This window comes from Microvirga sp. M2 (genome assembly GCF_047497095.1).
GTDB lineage: Bacteria > Pseudomonadota > Alphaproteobacteria > Rhizobiales > Beijerinckiaceae > Microvirga.
Window position 1 is genome coordinate 2,328,903 of the sequence record NZ_CP134063.1, and the last position, 21,132, is coordinate 2,350,034.

A 21,132-nucleotide genomic window follows, 5' to 3' on the forward strand; every position below is an offset into this window, starting at 1 on the left:
CGGGCCGACGTTACACCGCCCCAGGCCAAGGTTGCAAACGTTACCGTGATTTTTGCCATGAGGGCGCATGGCGGCGTGAATTTCCTGCAATAGCAATGACTTAGTTCTACCGGGATTCGGCAGCCTTCGTCGGAGCGGGCACGTTTCATGGGCGGTGAAACGGGATATAGTGGGAACTCGGCTCCCGGGGGGCGGACAGCCGTGGCCGGACAGCCGAGGCAGCGCCCTGGATTTTTATGGTGAAATCGTCCAGAAAGCGTATGTTCTAACGTAATAGTTCAGCGGGGATTCCATGCGGTACATCCGACTCCTGGGGCTGCTGGCGAGTTTTCTGGGATGGAATTCCTTTGCATGCGCGGCGGAGCCCTTGCCGCCGCCGACGGGACCCGTGCTGCTGACGATTTCCGGCAGGATCGACCAGACCAATGCCGGGCAGGAGGCCCGGTTCGACCGGGAGATGCTCGAAGCCTTGGGGGCCGCCTCGATCACGACCTTTTCCACCATGTCGGCCACCAGGCAGCTTTTCGAGGGTGTGTCCCTGCGGTCCGCCCTGGAGCGGGTGGGAGCCAGCGGAACATCCATCGTCGCTTCGGCCCACAACAGCTACAAGATCACCATTCCCGTCGAGGACCTGAAATACGAGCCCATCATCGCCATGCGCGTCGACGGACAGGTCTTGAAGCTTCGCGACAAGGGGCCGTTGTGGATCGTCTATCCGCGCGATGCGCATCCGGCTCTGCAGACGTCGATCTATGACGCCCGCTGGATCTGGCAGTTGAACAAGCTGCGCGTCGAGTGACCATGACATTGAACCTCAACACCCACAAGGCGGGATTGCTCACGCTGCTGACGACGGTGGTGCTCGCCGTCTCGCTGAGCTTCGCCGTGGTGCGGTTGTTCGATATCGAGCGCGACCTGCGCAGCGAGGATACCCATGCCAATCTCTGGATGATTTCCCAGGCCCAGTTCGAGGCGGCGCTCACGGCCGAAAGTCTGGCCCGGTCCGCCGCCGGCGAAGACTTCGCCGATCCCGAGCAGGCGCCGGACTTTCGCTTGCCGATCCTGATCAGCCGTGTCGCCGTCCTGCTGGAGGGGCCCCAGGCCGAGATCATCGCCAAGATCGGTTTGTTGGGCGATCTGAAGGTCGGCTATCTTCAGCTCACCCTCGCCGAGGCCCTGGTCGGGCAGGCCATGACGCCGGACGAGGCCGAACGTTTGCGCGTGCAGGTCCGGGAGCTGGGCTACACCCTGCGGGACGCCGCCAACGACGTCATGCTGCTCAACCGGACAGACACCGCGTTCAAGCGGGCCATGTATCTGCGGGTGGTGCTGGAGAGCCTCGCCTTTCTCACGGGCATTTTCCTGAGCGCCGCATTTCTGCTGGTCAGGCTGTTCAGAGGCGTTCAGGAGGCCAGTCAGGCCAAGCAGCTGCTGCGACAGGAGCAGGAGCTTTCGGATCTCGTCATCAACAACGTGAGCAACCAGGGCATCGTCATGTTCGACGAGAAGCTCGAATGTCTGCTCTGGAATCCGGGCATGGAGGGTCTGCTCAACGTCGGGCCCGACGAGGCCATCGGCCGCCTGATGCAGGATCTCGACCCGCTGTTCTCGAAGCCGGAGATGATCCACTCCCTCCATCTCGCGATCGAGGGCGAGAGTTCGATCTTCGAGGACGAGACGAGCAGCGAGGCGGGCGGCCAGGCGGGCGGTCTGGATCGTTGCCTCGAGATCAACTGCTTTCCCGTCTCCATGGCGCAGCGCAAGCTGGGCATCGCCTTCGTGCGCGACGTGACCGAGCAATGGCTCGCCCGCAAGCAGGCCGAGCGGGAGAATTTCGACCTGGAGATCAAGGTCCTTCAGCGCACCGCCGCTCTGAGGCAGGCGGAGCGGCGCCTGATCGCGGCCATCGAATCCGCTTCGGAGGGGTTCGCGGCTTTCGACTGGACCGGCAGGCTTCTTTTCGCGAACGAACAGGTCTGGGCCGCCGCGCCCGTGGCGCTCTGGTGCCGGGAGGAAATGAGCCTGCCGGTCTTTCTGCGCTGCTTTGCCATGTGCGAAGGCGCGGATCAGCGGCTTCTCGTGACCCAGCCCCCCTTCGAGGAGATCGAAGTCGACGTTCTGATCAAGAAGGACATTTGGGCCCATCTGTCCGTCTCGAAGGCCGATGGGGCGACGATCTTCGTGCGGATCACCGACATCTCGGCCTACAAGCAGGTGGCGAAGGCGCTTCAGTCGGCTCTCGATCGCGAACGCGTGACGACCAATGCGTATCGCAACTTCGTCTCCATGGTGTCCCACCAGTTCCGGACACCGCTGGCGATCCTGGACTCGAGCGCGCAGCGAATTCTCCGGCGCGGGCCGAACCTGACCTCGGACGAGCTCCTGGGCCGCATTCAGAAGATCAGAAACGCCGGCAATCGCCTGCCCCGCCTTGTCGAGAGCGTCCTGAACGCCGCCAAACTCGACGAGGGCCGGATCGAGCTGAACCCGGAACCCTGCGATCTCGTCCAGCTCGTCATGGATATCGGCGAGCGGCAGAGCGAGCTGAGTTCTCACTCCAAGATCCTGTTTCAGGTCCCCGACCAGGCCATCCGGGTGTATTGCGACACCATGCTGATCGAGCAGGTCTTCATCAATCTCCTGTCGAATGCCGTCAAATATTCAGGCGAGCAGCCGGTCGTCGAGATCAAGGTCTGGGCCGAGGGCGCGCGCGCCTTCTGCTCGGTTCGGGACTGGGGCATCGGCATCCCGGCCGATGAATTGCCCAAGATCTTCGATCGCTTCTATCGCGCGAGAACCGCCACGGGGATCGCCGGAACCGGGATCGGACTGAATTTCGCACAAAGGATCATGCACTTGCACGGAGGAGATATCCAAGTGGAAAGCTACGAGGCCGAGGGCTCCCTGTTTACGTTTGACCTGCCGCTGTCGCATGCCGACCAGGCGCAGCAGGCTGCTTGAGTGATGAAACCCATGAATCATCAGAAAACGATCCTGTGCGTCGAGGACGAGGACGATTTGAGGACGGATCTGGCGGAAGAGCTGGAAACGGCCGATTATCGTGTCCTCCAGGCGTCCAACGGCAACGAAGCGCTCCGGCTGCTCGCAACGGAGCGTCCGGATCTCGTGCTCTGCGACATCACCATGCCGGGCATCGGCGGCTACGAGGTCCTCAAGGCGATCCGCGAGCAGGGGGACAAAGCGGATGTTCCCTTCATCTTCCTGACGGCCCTGGCCGAGCGGAACGACGTGCTCGTCGGAAAGCAGGCCGGCGCGGACGACTACCTCGTCAAGCCGATCGATTACGAGATCCTGCTCGCCACGATCGCCGCGCGCCTCAGTCAGGTGGCCCGCGTCCAGTCGAGCGCCGTCAGCCGCGCGGAAGAAGCCTGGCAGGAGGTTCTCAGGTCGTCCCGCGGGCAAGCCGTGGAGGCGCTCTACAAGGCGACCTTCGCCTTCGACCGCTTCCTCGTCGGCGTCGTGATCGTCGACGAGAAGGGGGAGGTCAGGCTCATGAACAAGGAGGCCGAGCGCATCGCCGGAGAGAACGACGGAATCGGCGTCTCCTCGGGCATCCTGAAAGGCGCGGCCGTCAAACAGAATGCCAAGCTCTACCAGGCCATCGAGAAGGCCTTCGAGGAGGAAACCCTCGACGAGATCGTGTCCTTCCCGCGCAGTTCGGGCGGGCGTCCCTATCTCGTGCTCGTGCCCGGACAGCGCTTTTCCGCCAACGAGCGTCCCGAAGCGGTCGTGCTGCTCGTCATCGACACCGAGCAGCGCACCAAGGTGTCCGGGGATACGCTGGTGCGGCTCTACAACCTCACCCCGTCCGAGACACGGGTGGCGCTGCTGCTCATCGACGGCAAGCGTCTCGACCAGATCGCGGAGGAACTCGAAGTCGCCCAGACGACGGTCGTGTTCCATCTGAAGAACCTGTTCAGAAAGACCGAGACGAACCGGCAGGCGGATCTGGTGCGCGTTCTGCTGTCGGTGCCGTTGCGGACGGCGGGAGATTGACCGGCCGCGGCGGAAGCGGGGAGTATTAAGGAGTTATTCACCGTCTCTTTTGAAACAGAGTTCGGTCCCGGCGTTGCCACAATCTGTTCAGCTTCCAGTGAGGTTTGCGGCCCTATAGTCACTGCCAAGAAAGGGCGAAAGGAATTCTCCCTCCTGCTTGTAGGTGACGAGCTATGAAGGTCTTCAATCTCCTCTCCGGCACGACTGCCGCCCTGGCGCTGGTGGCCGGTCTGGCCGCCGCCGAGCCGGCAGCCGCGCGCGATCGCATGTCCCCGGGGGCGGCCGCCGCCGTCGGCGTTCTGGGAGGGCTTGCCGTCGGTACCATCGTCGGCGCGACGGTTGCGCAGCCCGCCTATGCGGCTCCCGCTCCCGTTTATGTGGCTCCCCCGCCGCCGCCTCCGCCGGCCCGCGTCTATGTGGAGGAGCCGGCTCCCATCGTGTACCGCCACGCGCCGCGCCGGGTCTATGTCGAGCGCTGCACGACCGAGCAGTTCCGCGAATGGGTTCCCGGCTGGGGCTGGGAATATCGGACCCGCCAGGTTTGCAACTGATAGACCGGTTGCGATTGACAGGATCCATGCCGGATCGAGAACGGGCCCGCTTCCAGCGGGTCTTTTCTTTTGAGGAATGGAGAGAAACCGCGATTCCGCTGTCGCGTTGACGGATGAGGCGACACCGTGAGACCCGTCATGAGCCATTCATCGCGCGATCAAGGCGCATCCGACCCGCCGAAACTGAATCCCGGCGACCAGGCCGAGCCGGGCAGCCCGGGCACCGGCGAAAATATCTGCCCCGAATGCAAGGGCAGCGGGCGCATCGGCGCAGCCGCCTGTCCGATCTGCGGCGGCACGGGCAAGATCATCGAAGGGATCGGCGGGGCGTAGATCAAGGGCCCCAACCTCGAGCAGCGTTCGAGGAAGTGGGAACCGGTTCTTCGCACGCCGCTCTACGACTTGCCTAGGACTTGTCCGGCTTGGCCATCCATCGCACGAGCGGCATCAGCGGCACGATCCAGATCAGGCCGAGCACGATATAGGCGAGGGTCTGGACCAGCTTCGGCGCCTCGGTGATGCGGCCTTCCGCCAAGGCCATGGCAAACAGCGCGTAGGTGATGATGAACAGCAGCATCGCCACCGTCCCGATCAGTTTGCGCCATCGCATGCCCATGGTGAACCCTTCCGGCCCCGCCCGAGGGCGGTGCGTCACTGTCATTGATTGCCCTTCGGCGGCCCAGCCTCTATGTGACAAGCCGTAACCCGGGTTCAAGTCTTAAATTACCAGTGAGAACGAGCATGGCTGTCGCAGCCTCACCCGAGGGCGCGTCCTTGGCGCGCCTTTCCGAAAGCCAATCGCCCGAAAGCCGATCGCCGCACGTTCGGTCCCGGACTCTCGTGAGAACCTGGATCTACACTCTCGCCGTCCTGGTCGTGCTGATGATCGCGGTGGGCGGCGCCACCCGCCTGACGGGCTCGGGCCTGTCGATCACGGAATGGAAGCCCGTGACCGGCGCGATTCCGCCTCTGACGGAACAGTCCTGGCAGGCCGAATTCGAGAAATACCGGCAGATCTCCCAATATGAACTCGTCAACAAGGGCATGACCCTGTCCGAGTTCAAGTTCATTTATGCCTGGGAATGGGGCCACAGGCAGCTCGGCCGCCTGATCGGCCTCGTCTTCTTCGTGCCGCTGGTCTGGTTCTGGGCGCGCGGGACCATCAAGGGCCGTCTGGCGCTGACATTGCTCGGCATCGGGGCTCTGGGAGGTCTGCAGGGCGCCATCGGCTGGATCATGGTGGCGTCCGGTCTCGAGCCCGGCATGACCGCCGTCGCACCCATCAAGCTCGCCCTGCATCTGACCGTCGCCAGCGTCATCCTGGTCTGTCTGGTCTGGGTGGCCGCAGGGTTGAAGGACCGCAGCGCGTCGCCGGCCGAGAAGGGAATCGGCTTTTCGCCCCGTGCTCTCGTGATCCTCGTTCTGGCGCAGATCGCCTTGGGAGGCCTCGTGGCCGGCTCGAAGGCCGGATACACGTACAATACGTGGCCGCTCATGGACGGGAGCCTGATCCCGCCCTCGTCGGCCTTGTTCTCGGTCAAACCCTGGATCGAAAACTTCGTGGACAATGTCGTGCTGGTCCAGTTCAACCACCGCATGCTGGCCTATCTGGTCGTCGCCCTCGCGATCTGGCATGCCTGGAGCCTGCGCCGGCAGGCGCCGGGATCCGGCGCCGCGCGCCGCGCCACCGGCATCGCAGGTCTCGCCCTGGCCCAGATGGCGCTCGGCATCGCGACCCTTCTCCTCGTGGTGCCGCTTTGGGCCGGACTTGCCCACCAGGTCTTCGCCATGGCGGTGCTGGCCATGACCGTGGTCCACGCCCGCGTCAGCTTGGCCCGATAACGAGAAGGGCGGCCCGAAGGCCGCCCTGACTCCGTCATCCCGCCAAGAATTTGGCGGATGAGCTTAGCGGATCACTTGGACGATGCGGTGGGTGCCGGGATCGACCAGAACCGGGGTGTCGTTCACCACCGTGTAGCGGTACTGGCTCACGCCGTACTCGGCCGGAACCTCATAATACCTGACGCCCGAGGTCGGCAGCACCGTGCCCACGCGAACCTCTTCCTGATAGCGGTAGGACGGAACCTCCTGCTGGATGACGTACTGGCGGAAGCGGGGCTGGGACTCGCCCGCCAGGCCGCCGACGATCGCGCCCGTCACGCCGCCGACCGCCGCGCCGATCGGGCCGCCGACGATCGCGCCGCCCACGGCACCGGTCGCCGCGCCGGCCGCGGCGCCACCGGCCGCCGGGTCCTGGGCGAAGGCGCCCACGGGGGCGAGGGCCACGAGAACAGCGCCTGCAAAGAGAACCTTCTTCGACATGTGTCAGCTCCAATTCAATGGTGAAGTCGGGAGCTTAACGACTAAGCAAAAAGGTGGTTCCGTAACCGGTATAAAGTTGCGCGCCGGGATGCTTTCGAGGAAATAGTTCTGGTCCCCGGTTGTTCCCGGAAACGAAACCCTCTTGGGATCGTTTCCCGAATTCGTGCGGATCCATTCGTCATATCAGTCGTTTAGTCGCCGTCCTTCATGTCCTGGCGGAGGTCCGGAAGACCTTTACAAGCCAGCAAATCTTCCTGACGCTGCGGTATGCAGTTTTGCCAATCCGCGCGTTCTCTGCTTGGGGATATGCACAGAGTGATCGAAGGTGGAATTAGGAAATCAGGTCTTGTTCTGGTACAGATGAACAATATTAAGCTCGCGTTAACAGAGGGCTGCGGGCATTCTTAGGCTTATGAGGAGTCAGGCATGAATGTGCTGGTCTTTGCTTCGCGGAAAGGCGGCTCTGGTAAGAGCACGCTCGCTGCTCATCTTGCGAGCTACATTGCCAACCCGTCGCGCAAGACGTTGTTGATCGACAACGACCCGCAGGGTTCCCTGTCCTTATGGCATAAGATTCGCGATCAGGAGCATCTCAGCCTGCGGCACAATGTGCGCAATCTCGGCGACGCCCTGAAGGACGCCAAGCGGGAAGGCTACGAGTGGGTCCTGGTCGACACGCCGCCCAACAAGTCCAACGTCGTCGCCGAATCCATCCGGCATGCCACGCTCGTGATCGTCCCGACCCGGGCGAGCCTGTTCGATATCGCGGCCCTGCAGGATACGGTCCAGATCGCGCGCGAGCTGCGCAAGCCCTACGCCGCCGTGATCAATGCCGCCCCGGCCAAGCACGGCGATGCGGAATCGCCCGTGGTGGCCGATGCCCGCGGCGCGCTGAATGCCCTGCAGGTTCCCGTTTGGGCTGGCCAGATCACCCATCGTCCGGAACTGACCCTGGCCCTGGCGACAGGCGAGGGCGCGAGGGAATACGAGCCGAATTCTCAGGGCGCCGAGGAGATCGGGCGCCTTTGGACGGCGCTGGAGCGCTCCCTCAACGCCATTCACAACACCTACAAGAAGACCGGCGGCTCCTCACGCGCCGCGTGACCGGGATCCGGATTTCCAACAAAAAGGGCGGCTCGAAGCCGCCTTTTTTGTTGCCTGCTGTCCGCGGTTTTTCGTCATGGTCGTGCTCGTCACGCCCATCCACGTCTTGAGGAACCGCAGCGGGTAAAGACGTGGATGCCCGGCACAGGGCCGGGCATGACGAGGAGTTGAGGCGACCGAGATGCTTTATTAAGCCGCGTCGAGGGCCTGGTTCAGGTCGTCGATCAGGTCTTCCTTGTCTTCGAGGCCGATGGAGAGGCGCACCACCTCCGGTCCGGCACCCGCCAAGGTCTTCTGCTCGTCGGTGAGCTGCCGGTGCGTGGTCGAGGCCGGGTGGATCACCAATGAACGCGTGTCGCCGATATTTGCGAGATGCGAGAACAGCTTGAGGTTCGAGACCAGCTTCACGCCCGCCTCGTAGCCGCCCTTGAGACCGAAGGTGAAGACGGCGCCGGCGCCCTTCGGGCAATATTGCTGGGCGAGGGTGTGGTAGCGGTCGGACGCCAGGCCCGGATAGCTGACCCAGGAGACCTTGGCGTGGTTCGCCAGATGCTCCGCCACCGCCAGGGTGTTGTCCGAATGGCGCTGCATGCGCAGCGGCAGGGTCTCGATGCCGTTGAGAATCAGGAAGGCGTTGAAGGGCGAGAGGGCGGGGCCCAGATCGCGCAGGCCCAGGACGCGGGCCGCGATGGCGAACCCGAAATTCCCAAAAGTCTCGCCCAGCACCATGCCGCCATATTCCGGACGCGGCTTGGAGAGCATCGGGTAACGGTCGTCGCCTGCGAAGTTGAACGAGCCGCCATCCACGATCAGGCCGCCCACCGAGTTGCCGTGACCGCCGAGGAACTTGGTGGCGGAGTGCACGATGAGGTCCGCGCCGTGCTCGAACGGGCGGATCAGGTAGGGAGTCGCCATCGTGTTGTCGACGATGAACGGAATCCGATGCTTCTTGGCGATCGCCGCGATGGCCTTCAGATCGACGATCACGCCGCCCGGATTGGCGATCGATTCGACGAAGATCGCCTTGGTGCGCGGCGTGATGGCGGCCTCGAAGGTCGACGGATCGTCGGAATCGGCCCAGACCACGTTCCAGCCGAAGTTCTTGTAGGCGTGGTTGAACTGATTGATCGAGCCGCCATAGAGCTTGCGGGCCGCGATGAACTCGTCGCCGGGCTGAAGCAGGGTGTGGAAGGTCAGGAACTCGGCCGCATGGCCCGAAGCGACCGCCAGGGCCGCCGTGCCGCCTTCGAGGGCCGCGACGCGCTCCTCGAGGACTGCGTTGGTCGGGTTGCCGATGCGGGAATAGATGTTGCCGAAGGCCTGCAGGCCGAAGAGGGAGGCCGCATGGTCCACGTCGTCGAAGACGAAGGACGTCGTCTGGTAGATCGGCGTCGCCCGTGCGCCGGTCGCGGCATCGGGGGCGGCCCCCGCATGGATGGCAAGCGTATTGAAGCCCGGCAAACGGTCAGTCATGGCAGAAGCCCTTTTTCCTCGTGAGGACGTTGTTCTGTTCTCTTTAAAGAACGAATTGTTCGTCCGGTCAAGGTGGGGGCAGGGCGCCTTTTTCGAGACTTATGGACGATTGAGTCCGAGCTTCTGAAAGCCCTTGCCCGAGAGCACCGGCTTCTTGGCGCTGAGCATCCGCGAATTCACGCCCTGCCAGGAAATCTCGCCGGAGAGGCGCCCGAATTCGATCTTGGGGCAGCGGTCCATCACCACCTTGATGCCCTCCGCCTCGGCTTTCGCCGCCGCGTCGTCGTTGCGGACGGAAAGCTGCATCCAGATCACCTTCGGCAGGGGATCGAGCGCGAGGGCTTCGTCCGTGATCGGGCCCGCCGCTTCCGAGTTGCGGAAGATCTCGACCATGTCGATGGGGCCGGGCACCTCGGCAAGCGAGCCATAGACCTTCCTGCCCAGCAGTTCCGTGCCGGCGATTCCCGGATTGACGGGAATGACGTCGTAGCCCCGCTCCAGCAGGTATTTGGTCACGATCCAGCTCGGACGGGCCGGATTCGCGGAAGCGCCCACCAGCGCGATGGTCTTCGCGCTGTTGAGAATGCCGCGGATGTAATCGTTCGGGTAATTGCTGTGATCCATGGCGGCAACGTATGGGATAGCCCAGGGCAGTTCAACGAGCATTTGACGCATGGCATCCCATCATCCGGTCATGACGAAGGACGATCTGATCGCGTTCCTGGACCGGGAGTTTCCACAAATGCATATGGGCGGGCAGAGCTATTTCCTCGAAGAGATCGGGCCGCTCTGCGCGCGCATGCGCATGGACTATCACGAACGCCATCTTCGTCCGGGCGGCACGATTTCCGGACCCGCCATGATGACCCTGGCGGATCTCGCGCTCTATGCCGCGATTCTCGCCCATGTCGGTCCCGTGGCGCTCGCCGTCACCACGAGCCTCAACTTCAACTTTCTCAGGAAGCCCGAGCCGCGCCCCCTGATCGCGGAATGCCGCCTCCTGAAACTCGGGAAGCGGCTCGCCGTGGGCGAGGTCTCGATGGTCTCGGAAGGCGGTTCCGACGTCGTCTGCCATGCAACCGGGACCTATTCGATCCCAGATCGCCGCTAATGCTCTCCTGGCTTGAGCATCTTTTCACGCAAAACCGGTCCCCACTTCCCGCGTTCGAGGCTCTAACCCTTCTGCCTAGCTGCGGCCAATGCGTCGTCGATCTCCCGCGCCCGTATCGCGGCCGGGCGGCTGCTGATCCGCTGCCAATAGGCCTCGAAGGCAGGGCGCTTTTCGAGGGTGCCGAACATCATGCCCCAGCCGATCTGCGACCCGACATAAACGTCGGCCGCGCTGAAGCGGTCGCCCGCGATGTATTCGGATTGCGTGACGGCGTATTCGAGAGCGTTCACCGCATCCTCGACGCTGCCGTATCCGATCATGCCGCGCCGTTCCGGGGGCACCTCGAATCCCAAGGACTTGTTGCTCAAGGCGGCCTCGACCGGTCCGGCGGCGAAGAACATCCAGCGGTAATAGGGACCGCGGCGGCGGTCGCCGTGGGGCGGCGCCAGTCCCGCATCGGGGAACACGTCTGCCAGATAGGCGCAGATGGCCGCCCCTTCGGTGACGACGGTGCCGTTATGGATGATGGTCGGAACCTTGCCCATGGGATTGAAGGCGAGAAAGTCCGCGCTCTTCATGGTGGTGCCGAATTCGAGAACTTCCGTTCTGTAGGGCTGGCCGACCTCTTCGAGCATCCAGCGGACGATTCGCCCGCGCGACATGGGATTGGTATAGAAAATCAGATCGTCGGCCATGGTTTAAGTCCTCGTTCAGGGGAGCTGGCGACGGGAACGATAGCCGGAGTGGCTTGGATCGGCAAACGGCATGTGGTTTTATGATACCACACTAGCGGTATTTAGATACCAGCACAGGTTAAGTTGCTGATAATAGATGGCTTTTGCCTATTTTTGATCGTCGCGAATGCCGTTGACTTGCGGCACGAAAGTCACTAAACACTCACTCACTCGCCGCCGCATCTCGCGGCGGTTTGTCGTTTTCAGAACCTGAGCCCTGACGGGCTCCAACGGGAAACAGCGCAATGAAGACTACGACTTCGCTGAAGCCCGCCGAGGTCGAGAAGAAGTGGGTTGTGATCGACGCGAAGGGCCTGGTTGTGGGCCGTCTCGCGACGATCGTTGCCATGCGCCTGCGTGGCAAGCACAAGGCAAACTACACGCCCCACGTCGACTGCGGCGACAATGTTATCGTCATCAACGCCGACAAGGTGGTGTTCACCGGCCGCAAGCGCGAGCAGAAGGTGTACTACCATCACACCGGTTATCCGGGCGGCATCAAGGAGCGCACGGCCAGGTTCATCCTGGAAGGTCGCTTCCCTGAGCGCGTGGTCGAGAAGGCCGTGGAGCGCATGCTCCCCCGCGGCCCGCTTTTCCGCCAGATCATGGGCAACCTGCGCGTCTACGGCGGCGCCGAGCACCCGCATACGGCTCAGCAGCCGGAAGTGTTGGACGTGGCTGCCCTGAATGCCAAGAACGTGAGGGCCTAATCCATGGCGACCCTTCAGTCTCTCGCCGATCTGGGCCAGTCCGCCCAGACTGCCGCTCCGGAAGCTCCGAAGCATGTCCAGAAGCTCGACTCCCTGGGTCGCGCTTACGCCACCGGCAAGCGTAAGGACGCTGTCGCCCGCGTGTGGATCAAGCCCGGCTCCGGCAAGATCATCATCAACGACCGCGCCGTCGAAGTTTACTTCGCTCGTCCGGTTCTCCGCCTGATCCTGTCGCAGCCGCTTCAGATCGCTCAGCGCGAAGGCCAGTACGACATCGTCGTGAACGTCAACGGCGGCGGCCTCTCCGGCCAGGCCGGCGCGGTCCGCCACGGCCTCGCCAAGGCGCTGACCTACTATGAGCCGGAGCTTCGCGGCCCGCTCAAGAAGGAAGGCTTCCTGACCCGCGACCCGCGCGTCGTCGAGCGCAAGAAGTACGGCAAGAAGAAAGCTCGCCGCAGCTTCCAGTTCTCGAAGCGCTAATCGCTTCCAGGCTATCATTCCCAAGAAAAGGGCGGCTTCCGGGCCGCCCTTTTTTGTTTGCTCGGGCGCGGTCTTCCATGTCGCGATGCCATCCCCCGCGCCATCGAACCCGCATCCGATGCTGGAAGTCTGTGCTGTTGAGCGTCTTTTCACGCAAAACCGGTTCCCATTTTTGCGTTTGATGTTCTCCTTGCTTGAGCGCTCGCGGATCATATCGCGCTCGAACTGCACGACAGCGGAAAGGATCGTGAATGCGAGCCCGTCGCCTGGGCAGATGGTATCGGTCTGCGCCGTCAGCGCGAACTCGATGCCTTAGCGTTTCAGCTCCTCCATCGTCTCGATAAACTGGCACGTCGAGCGGGTCAGCCGGTCAAACTTCCCTGTAAAGAGGCAGTCACCCGATCGGAGGCACTAGAGGGCGGCCGCGAGCTGCAGCCGGTCCTGACGCGCGCCCGAAGCGGTCTCCTGAACGATCCGCTCGCGCCCGGTCGCCTTCTTCGTCGGCAGCCTCTACGGCGTCGACGGCGTTCTCTTCGACAACATGCCGTATGAACTCGCGGCGCAGCGTCTTCACGACGACGCAACGGCCTTGGATCCGAACACGGGAGATGTCATCGATCCCCTGGCCCGCCAGGAGTTCTATGGCAGCGCTTCGCCTTGGGCGATCGACGGATCGGGTCTGACGGGCTACGCGGTCCAGGGCGAAGTTCTTGGTGGAGTGCGAGTCTCGCAGAGCATGGTTCCAGCAGAGCTGGAGGCACCCTGGGGAAATCCGCTCGACCGACACAAGCAATCGCTGCTCGTCATGATGCTGTATGCGAAGCAGATCGCCGAGGCAGGCGGTACCGCGCAGTCGAGATGGACCAATCTCGGCGCCGGCCTGATCGCAAGTCTGTTCAGCACGGAGATCGCGCAGGCGGTCGGCGCCGGCACCATCCAGGGCACCTCCAGCGCGGACGAGAAGCTGCGCTCCATGATCGCCTATTCCGCCATCGACGAGGGCACACGGCCCTTCGGCGATTCCGCGATCCGGGCTCTCTTCGACGACGCCAACGAACTCGGCAATCTTCTCGGCCAGGCGAATGTCTCCCAAACTCTCCGGGAGGCGGCCGATGCCCTGTCCAAGATCATCGTGCAATATGCCGGCCGTCTCGCCATGGAGCACGACACCTCGGACACCGGCAAGGCGGGCATCCTCGCGGCGGGACAGGATCTGCTCTTCGCCGATCTCAGCCCGGCCACGTGGAATCCGGACGGCGAGGGAAGCAGCGCGATCATCGGGAAGGAGGAACTGCTGCAGGAGCTTCTCCACAACGGCGGCTATGACGAGAGGGCGCTGGGGGCCGGCATGCTGCAGCTGTGGGGCTCCGACAGCCACGCGCTGATCACGCAGATCGCTTTTCTGGCCAGGGAGCTGGCGGGCGCCGTTCAGCTCCCGGCTCAGCCTTCCGCTCCGGAAGGGGCGACCATGGTGGTCGGGACGGACGCGGCCGACACGATCGCCGGCTCCGGCGCGGATGAGCTGATCCTGGGCGGTGATGGCGCCGATACGCTTTCCGGCGGAGCCGGGAGAGACCTGCTGCTAGGAGGAGCCGGCAACGATACGCTCCTGGGCGGCGCGGGGGACGACGTGCTCGTGGGTGGGGCCGGCAACGACACGGCGAGCTACAAGGGGTCGGACGTCCAGACGGGACTCAGGGCGACTCTGGGCCGGGCCGACATCAACGGTTCCGCCGGCTTGGCGCAAGGCTTTCAGCTGACTTCGCCGACGAGCGGCCACGATCTGCTGTTCCAGATCGAGAGAATCGAGCTGACCGACAAGGCCGACCATCTCACGATCAGGGCCAATGCCCTGCAGTTCAACCCTCTGCTCGGCAGCATCGTCATCGACATGGGCGCGTCGGAGCGCGACCAGGACTTCATCGGCAATGTCGATGTCGTCGACTATTCCCAGGTTGCGCAGGGCATCGTCTACGACAACGGAAAGGTCTTCCTCGACGGTGGCCGGACATCCACGGCCATCGTCGTCGAAAACGCCGACAAGGTCGTGCTGACGAATCAAAGCGACGTGCTCAAGTCCGCAGCCGTCGGGACGATCGTCGAAACGGGAGGAGGAGCGGACCGCGTTTGGTTCAACAAGGACATCGGGATCAGCGACCTGTCCGGCGACGACGGAATTTCGCTCTTCGGTGCCATGGACCTGTTCGGCGGGCTCAGGAACAAGTATTCGGAAAGCCCCTATGCGGTGAGCTGGGGCGGCATGGTCGAGTGGGGCATCAACACCGCAGGAGAGCTCGTCATCCGTCTGCCGTGGTGGGGCGAGGGCGGCGCCGAGATGTACGTTCTCAACTGGCAGCGCGACGCCGGCGCGAATGGGCGCGGACCCGGCAACATCCTCCTCAGGGAATACGAGATCGGGGTCTATCGCCTCCTGGACCCGAACCGGCCCAGCCACATGACGGTCATGGGAATGTGGGAGCTGTTCGGCGCCATGGTCAAGACGATGACCGAGCAGGGCCCATGGAAAGGCATCGACCCGCTGGTTCTGGATCTCGACGGGGACGGCATCGAGCTCTCGACGCAGAGCAGCATCTCTCCGGTCTTCGACATCGACGGCGATCTCTACGGGGAGCATACGGGCTGGGTCAAACCGGACGATGGCTTCCTTGTCCGCGATGTCGACGGCAACGGCCGGATAGACGACGTGCGGGAAATGTTCGGGGGGGCGCGGTCCGGCTTCGCAGCGCTCGCCGAGCTCGATGGGAACCATGACGGCAGAGTGGATGCGTCGGACAGCGGCCTCGCCGATTTCAACGGCGATGGCATCATCGACGCCGGAGATACGTTCTCCGCGCTCAGAATCTGGCAGGATCTCGACCAGGACGGTATCACCGATGCGGGCGAGCTGAAAAGTCTCGATCAACTCGGGATCGTCTCCATCGGCGTGCAGGGCACGCAGGCCGGCCGGACCGTCAATGGCAACAGGATCACCGCCGTCGGGACCTACACCCGCGCCGATGGGACGACCTGCACGGTCGCCGACGTGGTGCTCAGGGTCGATAACGGCGCAACCGTCTACCAGGGAGGGCCTATCACCATAACGGACGATGCGAAGACCAGGCCGGATCTCGCAGGCTTCGGTACGCTCGTCAGCCTGCGCGAGGCCATGAGCGTGATGCCGAGCGCGACCCCTCGGATCGATGCCGCTCTTACCCATTTCACATCGCCCAATCTGGCGGCTTTGCGGGAGGCAGCTCAACCGATCCTCCAGGCCTGGGCGCAAGGCTCACCCGTCCGTCTCCCGAACGGGCAGATCGTCACCGGGGCAGCGGGCCTGAACGGCTATCATGACATCGCCATCTTGAAGAATGGCGACGACGTGGTCGATTACTCGTATGGATTCTCGGCGCAGACGACGCAGACCGAGAGCGGGTCCCAAACCCTGTCCACCTGGAACTTCGCGTCCGGTACGATCGTCAGGGTGAGGACAGGCGCGGCGCCCGCGCCAGCCAGCCTGGCGGACATCCGGAACGAAACTCCCGTCTCGACCAGCCCGGAAACGACGACCGTCGTCATCGACGGCATCACCTATATGGCCAATAGCTACTCTTATGCGACCGGTATGACGGTATCGATCCTCACCAGGGGCAGCTCGGGCTCCGCGGTCGCCTCGCATATCGTCGATCATGGGCAGGACACCTACGCCTGGTCTACCTTGCGCGGCACCGAGCTTGCTTTCATGGAGCGCTATCTCGGCGAGACGCTTCCCTTCCATACGAAACCGACCAATCATTCTGCGGCACTCCAGGGAATGAAGCTTGCCCTCGAGACAATCGATGCGACGCTCAATTCGCTGGCTGTGCGTCTTGCCGTCCAGAACGGCCCGCTTGCGCAGTACTTCGAGGGCATCCGCTACGATGCAGAGAACGACTGCTTCAAGGGGATCACGGACAGGCAGCTCATCCCGGTTTTCGAGGAGCTGCTCTCTGCCGCATCTGACGCTTCCAGTCCCCTGCAATGGCTCAACGAATGGAAGCCATTCCTCGATGTCGTGATCGGAGATTATACTCGCGGGAATGCCTACCTGCTGAACACCTATGGTTTCCTGGCGCAGAACATCATTGCGGCCTTCGAGGCGGTCTCACCGGATCTTGCCCTTCACGACGTCTTCGATGTTCTGGGTGTCCCACCCGAGCTCCTGATCACCGGGTCGGGAATCGTCCAAGGTTCAAACGAGGCCGATATCTTTTATCTTGACGGCGGCGATCAACTTCTCAGAGGCGGACTGGGGCGCGATACCTATATCGTCGGCGCCCATATCGGACACGACGTCATCGACGACTATGTCGCCCCTCTGGAGGCGCGGAACGACGATGTTCTCCGCTTCACGACGTTCCGGCCCCAAGACATTGTGGCGACCCGCGACGGAATCGATCTCATCCTCACCGTTACTGCCACAGGGGAGACGATCCGTGTCAAGGACCAGTTCGAGGGTGAGAGCCCCAATCCATTTATCAATGACACTTCGCCGGATACGGGGATTGCGGAGATCGTTTTCGCCGACGGAACGGTTTGGACCTCTCTCGATATCGCGAAAGCCGTGGCGCGTCCCGATCCTGCAAGCACGATCCTGACCGGTACTGCCGACAACGACTACATCTATGGCGGAGCCGGTAATGACACCTTGAGCGGCTTGGGGGACGGAGACATCTATTGGTTCGGCCGAGGGGACGGCAACGATGTCGTCGAGGACAAGGAGGACAACATTTTCAGGGCGGCTCCGGACATTCTCCAGTTCAAGGACGGGTTGCGCTTCGGCGACCTAGTGTTCTCGCGTCAGGCCAACTCGGATGATGTCCTGATCACCTTCAAACAGGGAGCCGACTCCATTCTCATCAAAGGACAGTTCAAGGCAGCTTACACGGGGCCACTTGGAATAGCATGGATCGACCGGATCGAGCTCTTCACCTTCGACGATGGGTCCGCCTTTACCTATAAGGATCTGATGAACTTCGTTCAGGCGCGTTATACCACGAGCGGAGACGATACGATCTACGGATTTTCGCGAGAAGACCGGCTCGATGGTGGCGCGGGCAACGACTACTTGTCGGGCGGGAACGAAAACGACACGTATGTTTTCGGCCGCGGTTACGGGCAGGATACGATAGAGGACAATCTCGAGAACATCCTTTCCGGCGATAACGATACACTCGAATTCACGGCGGGGATTGCGGTCGACGATGTGTGGTTTCGCCGCGAGGGCGAGAGTTTGGATCTGTTGGTCGGCATTATCGGGACTGATGATCAGGTTCGGATCAAGAACTGGTATCAAGTTTTTGAGACGGGGCCTTTTGGTCCGCGAGCCTTTGACCTCATCGAGCAATTCCGCTGGGCGGACGGCACGGCGAAGAACTGGTGGACGATCGCCAAGGGCGTCATCGACCAATCAGAGACAGCCGGCGACGATCTGATCGTCGGCACGCATTTCAACGACACGCTCGATGGTGGCGCCGGCAACGATACCATGAAGGGATCGGACGGCGATGATAGATATCTCTTCGGCCGCGGCTATGGCCAAGACATCGTCGAGGATTATGAATCAAACCTCTTGGCGACCCAGAGAGGGGATCGTGTGTTATTCGGTTCGGATGTCGGCACTGCGGACCTCGAGGTCTTCAGGACATCCGGCGATCCGCATTCAATGACGCTGCGGATCCGCGGAACCAATGACACCCTGACACTGAAAAATTTCTGCGATTATCTCAGTTATGAAATCGAGTGGTTTGAATTCGCTGACGGCACAATCTGGACAAGCAGCCAAATCGGTCGGATGTCGCTTGAGCGACTTACTTCTGCCGGGAACGACCGTATCGAGGGATTCCGCATACAGGATGTTCTGGCTGGTGCCGGCGGGAATGACAGCCTCTATGGCGGATCGGGCAGCGACACGCTGATCGGCGGCACCGGCAACGACTACCTGCAAGGCGACCTCGGCAATGACATCTATCGCTTCGAGCTCGGGGATGGACAGGACACGATCTATGACGGCAGCGGCTGGTCCACCGACGTTGAACTCGACACGCTGGTGCTGGGTGCCGGCATCGATCCCGCCAACGTGACCGTCAGCCAGGCGGCCAACGGCCAGGATCTCGTGCTCTCAATCGTCGGCACCGCCGACCAGATCACCTTGCGCCAACAGATCAGCGGCACATACGGCGGTGTCGATCAGGTCCAGTTCGCCGACGGCACCCTCTGGAACCGGACACAGCTGATCGTGAAGTCGACTCCGGCAACAAACGGCGACGATGTGTTTCGTGGCGGATCAACCTCCGACATCCTGGCAGGTGCTGGCGGGAATGACAGCCTCTACGGCGGATCGGGCAGCGACACGCTGATCGGCGGCACCGGCAACGACTACCTGCAAGGCGACCTCGGCAATGACACCTACCGCTTCGAGCTCGGGGATGGACAGGACACGATCTATGACGGCAGCGGCTGGTCCACCGACGTTGAACTCGACACGCTGGTGCTGGGTGCCGGCATCGATCCCGCCAACGTGACCGTCAGCCAGGCGGCCAACGGCCAGGATCTCGTGCTCTCAATCGTCGGCACCGCCGACCAGATCACCTTGCGCCAACAGATCAGCGGCACATACGGCGGTGTCGATCAGGTTCAGTTCGCCGATGGCACCCTCTGGAACCGGACACAGCTGATAGAGCGTTCAACGATAGCTACGGAAGGCAACGATATCTTCTATGGCGACTCGACAGCCAATCTCCTGAACGGCGCTGGCGGGAATGACACCCTCTACGGTGGATCGGGCGGCGACACGCTGATCGGCGGCATCGGCTCTGATTCCTTAAGCGGCGGATCCGGGGGAGACACCTACATCTTCAATGTCGGCGACGGACAGGACGTCATCGCCGAGGCGGGATCGGACACGACGGACGTCTTGCTGTTCGGAGCCGGCATCTCGGCCGTGCAGGTCCTCGTCACGCAAGCCGGATCGGGCCACGACCTCGTGCTGACCATCGGAACCGACAAGGTCACGCTGGACGAGGCGATCACGAACGCGATTTATCGCGTTGATGAGGTGCACTTTGCTGACGGCACGACCTGGACTTACGCCCATCTCTTCGACATGGCCACGACCGCAACCGCGGGCAATGACGTCTTCTACGGTGACGAGCGCGCCAACAGCCTCTCCGGAGGAGCTGGGAACGACAGCCTCTCGGGGGCATCCGGGGATGACACGCTGACAGGCGGGGCAGGCAACGACTCCGTGAGCGGGGGTAGCGGCAGCGATACCTACCAGTTCGACCGCGGAGACGGCCAGGACATCATCTACGACAACGGCGTCGGCAGCGGCGACGTGGATATCCTGCTGTTGGGGGCCGGCATCGGTGCCACGGATATAACCGTGGCGGAGGCTGGCTCCGGACACGACCTGGTCCTGACGATCGGACCGGACAAGATCACGTTCGACGAGGCAATCTTTGGCTCGTCCAACCGGGTTGAGGAGGTTCATTTTGCGGACGGCACAATCTGGACCTATGCCCAGATGCTCGACATGGCGACAGTCGCAACTGCTGCAAATGACCTGTTCTACGGCGATGAGCGGGCTAATGCTCTGAACGGCGGAGCCGGCAACGATAGCCTGTATGGCGGGTCCGGCAACGATACCCTTGCCGGGGGCACTGGAAACGACTTCCTGCGCGGCGAGAGCGGCAGCGATACGTATGTGTTCAACGTCGGCGATGGCCAGGACATCATCAGCGATTCCGGATTCGGCAGCGGAGACGTGGATGTGTTGCAGTTCGGGTCCGGCATCAGTGCCGCCAACGTGACCGTCAGCCAGGCGGACACGGGACGCGACCTCGTCCTGACCATCGGTGCCGATAAGGTCACGCTGGATGACGTGGTCAATAGTACCTACTACCGGATCGAGGACGTTCGCTTCGGCGACGGCACCGTCTGGACCTATGCCCAGCTCTTCGACATGGCGACGGCCGCCACATCCGGGAACGACCTGTTCTACGGCGACGAGCGCGCCAACAGCCTCAGCGGCGGGGCAGGAAACGATACCCTGAGCGGCGGATCCGGGAACGACACCCTCGTCGGCGGAGCAGGCAATGACTCGCTGACAGGCGGTTTGAATTCGGACACATTCGTCTTCGCTGCCGGTTTTGGAGTCGATGTGATTACGGACTTCAAGGCCGGCGCGAACACCGAAGACGTCATCGAATTCTCGACAGCCGTGTTCTCCGGTTACGCCGCCGTGCTCGCAGCCTCCACGCAGTCAGGCAGCAATGTCATGATCACGGCCGGCGCCGGCAATACCATCACCCTGAAGAACGTGACCCTCTCAAGTCTCCACGCCGACGATTTCCGGTTTGTGTAGGATCAGAACGATAGGTTCGCTTGGCGCGAATCCGGAATGCGAGGACATCCTTCAGATGTGATCCGGCCGAAGGGTGTTTCCGGTCCTCAGCCGGGCTTGTTGACAAAAGGCCGCCCGCCTCGCCATAAATGTCCGATGAGCCAGAGCCTTGCCAGCATCCGACGCCGATCGATCGCCGCCCCGGCGCGCGCGCGATGACGGCTGTCCAAATGGCCTGACCGCAAGCCGC

The 21,132-nt window shown here is 62.6% G+C and carries 16 protein-coding genes; 11 read left to right on the plus strand and 5 right to left on the minus strand.

Going from position 1 to position 21,132, the window contains the following annotated elements:
- Positions 1-292: 292 nt before the first annotated feature.
- The 5 genes from RE429_RS11045 to RE429_RS11065 all read left to right on the plus strand — a co-directional run bounded on the left by RE429_RS11045 (position 293) and on the right by RE429_RS11065 (position 4,901).
- Positions 293-799, plus strand: coding sequence for an oxidoreductase (locus RE429_RS11045; protein ID WP_414470831.1), 507 nt, complete (start codon positions 293-295; stop codon positions 797-799).
- Positions 800-801: 2 nt separating this feature from the next.
- On the plus strand, positions 802-2,961 hold the full coding sequence (locus RE429_RS11050) for an ATP-binding protein (RefSeq protein ID WP_414470832.1): 2,160 nt from the start codon (positions 802-804) through the stop codon (positions 2,959-2,961).
- A gap of 12 nt (positions 2,962-2,973) precedes the next feature.
- Complete coding sequence (locus RE429_RS11055; RefSeq protein ID WP_414470833.1) at positions 2,974-4,017, plus strand: response regulator; 1,044 nt, start codon at positions 2,974-2,976, stop codon at positions 4,015-4,017.
- A 173-nt stretch (positions 4,018-4,190) separates the two neighbouring features.
- Complete coding sequence (locus tag RE429_RS11060) at positions 4,191-4,568, plus strand: hypothetical protein (protein ID WP_414470834.1); 378 nt, start codon at positions 4,191-4,193, stop codon at positions 4,566-4,568.
- Between the two features lie 138 nt (positions 4,569-4,706).
- On the plus strand, positions 4,707-4,901 hold the full coding sequence (locus RE429_RS11065; RefSeq protein WP_414470835.1) for a hypothetical protein: 195 nt from the start codon (positions 4,707-4,709) through the stop codon (positions 4,899-4,901).
- A 73-nt stretch (positions 4,902-4,974) separates the two neighbouring features.
- Here the strand turns inward: RE429_RS11065 and RE429_RS11070 are convergent, their stop codons facing one another.
- Entirely contained in the window at positions 4,975-5,184 is a 210-nt protein-coding gene (locus tag RE429_RS11070) for a DUF2842 domain-containing protein (protein ID WP_414474170.1), read from the minus strand.
- A 125-nt stretch (positions 5,185-5,309) separates the two neighbouring features.
- On the opposite strand from RE429_RS11070, the gene RE429_RS11075 reads away from it, so the two are divergent.
- Positions 5,310-6,410 carry a COX15/CtaA family protein gene (locus RE429_RS11075; protein ID WP_414470836.1) on the plus strand — a complete coding sequence of 367 codons (1,101 nt, stop codon included), beginning with the start codon at positions 5,310-5,312 and terminating at the stop codon, positions 6,408-6,410.
- Positions 6,411-6,473: 63 nt separating this feature from the next.
- Here the strand turns inward: RE429_RS11075 and RE429_RS11080 are convergent, their stop codons facing one another.
- Positions 6,474-6,890, minus strand: coding sequence for a DUF1236 domain-containing protein (locus RE429_RS11080; protein ID WP_414470837.1), 417 nt, complete (start codon positions 6,888-6,890; stop codon positions 6,474-6,476).
- A 426-nt stretch (positions 6,891-7,316) separates the two neighbouring features.
- Between RE429_RS11080 and RE429_RS11085 the strand changes: the two genes are divergently transcribed.
- Positions 7,317-7,994, plus strand: coding sequence for an AAA family ATPase (locus RE429_RS11085; RefSeq protein ID WP_414470838.1), 678 nt, complete (start codon positions 7,317-7,319; stop codon positions 7,992-7,994).
- Positions 7,995-8,183: 189 nt separating this feature from the next.
- On the opposite strand, the gene RE429_RS11090 is transcribed toward RE429_RS11085, so the two are convergent.
- Both RE429_RS11090 and RE429_RS11095 read right to left on the minus strand, forming a co-directional pair.
- Positions 8,184-9,467 (minus strand): O-acetylhomoserine aminocarboxypropyltransferase, encoded by a 1,284-nt coding sequence (locus RE429_RS11090; protein WP_414470839.1) that lies wholly within the window; start codon positions 9,465-9,467, stop codon positions 8,184-8,186.
- 99 nt (positions 9,468-9,566) lie between these two features.
- A complete protein-coding gene (locus RE429_RS11095; RefSeq protein WP_414474171.1) occupies positions 9,567-10,091 on the minus strand; it encodes a CoA-binding protein in 525 nt (174 codons plus the stop codon).
- 49 nt (positions 10,092-10,140) lie between these two features.
- Here RE429_RS11095 and RE429_RS11100 point away from each other — a divergent pair, with 49 nt between their 5' ends.
- The gene (locus RE429_RS11100) at positions 10,141-10,578 is read left to right on the plus strand and encodes a PaaI family thioesterase (RefSeq protein WP_414470840.1); all 438 of its coding nucleotides are present in this window, start codon (positions 10,141-10,143) and stop codon (positions 10,576-10,578) included.
- A 62-nt stretch (positions 10,579-10,640) separates the two neighbouring features.
- Here RE429_RS11100 and RE429_RS11105 read toward each other — a convergent pair whose 3' ends face one another.
- Positions 10,641-11,273 carry a glutathione S-transferase family protein gene (locus RE429_RS11105; protein ID WP_414470841.1) on the minus strand — a complete coding sequence of 211 codons (633 nt, stop codon included), beginning with the start codon at positions 11,271-11,273 and terminating at the stop codon, positions 10,641-10,643.
- Between the two features lie 284 nt (positions 11,274-11,557).
- Here RE429_RS11105 and rplM point away from each other — a divergent pair, with 284 nt between their 5' ends.
- The 3 genes from rplM to RE429_RS11120 all read left to right on the plus strand — a co-directional run bounded on the left by rplM (position 11,558) and on the right by RE429_RS11120 (position 20,903).
- The gene (rplM, locus tag RE429_RS11110; RefSeq protein WP_414470842.1) at positions 11,558-12,022 is read left to right on the plus strand and encodes a 50S ribosomal protein L13; all 465 of its coding nucleotides are present in this window, start codon (positions 11,558-11,560) and stop codon (positions 12,020-12,022) included.
- Between the two features lie 3 nt (positions 12,023-12,025).
- Positions 12,026-12,502, plus strand: coding sequence for a 30S ribosomal protein S9 (gene rpsI / locus RE429_RS11115; RefSeq protein WP_370437553.1), 477 nt, complete (start codon positions 12,026-12,028; stop codon positions 12,500-12,502).
- A 541-nt stretch (positions 12,503-13,043) separates the two neighbouring features.
- Entirely contained in the window at positions 13,044-20,903 is a 7,860-nt protein-coding gene (locus tag RE429_RS11120) for a calcium-binding protein (RefSeq protein WP_414470843.1), read from the plus strand.
- The last annotated feature ends 229 nt before the right edge of the window (positions 20,904-21,132 follow it).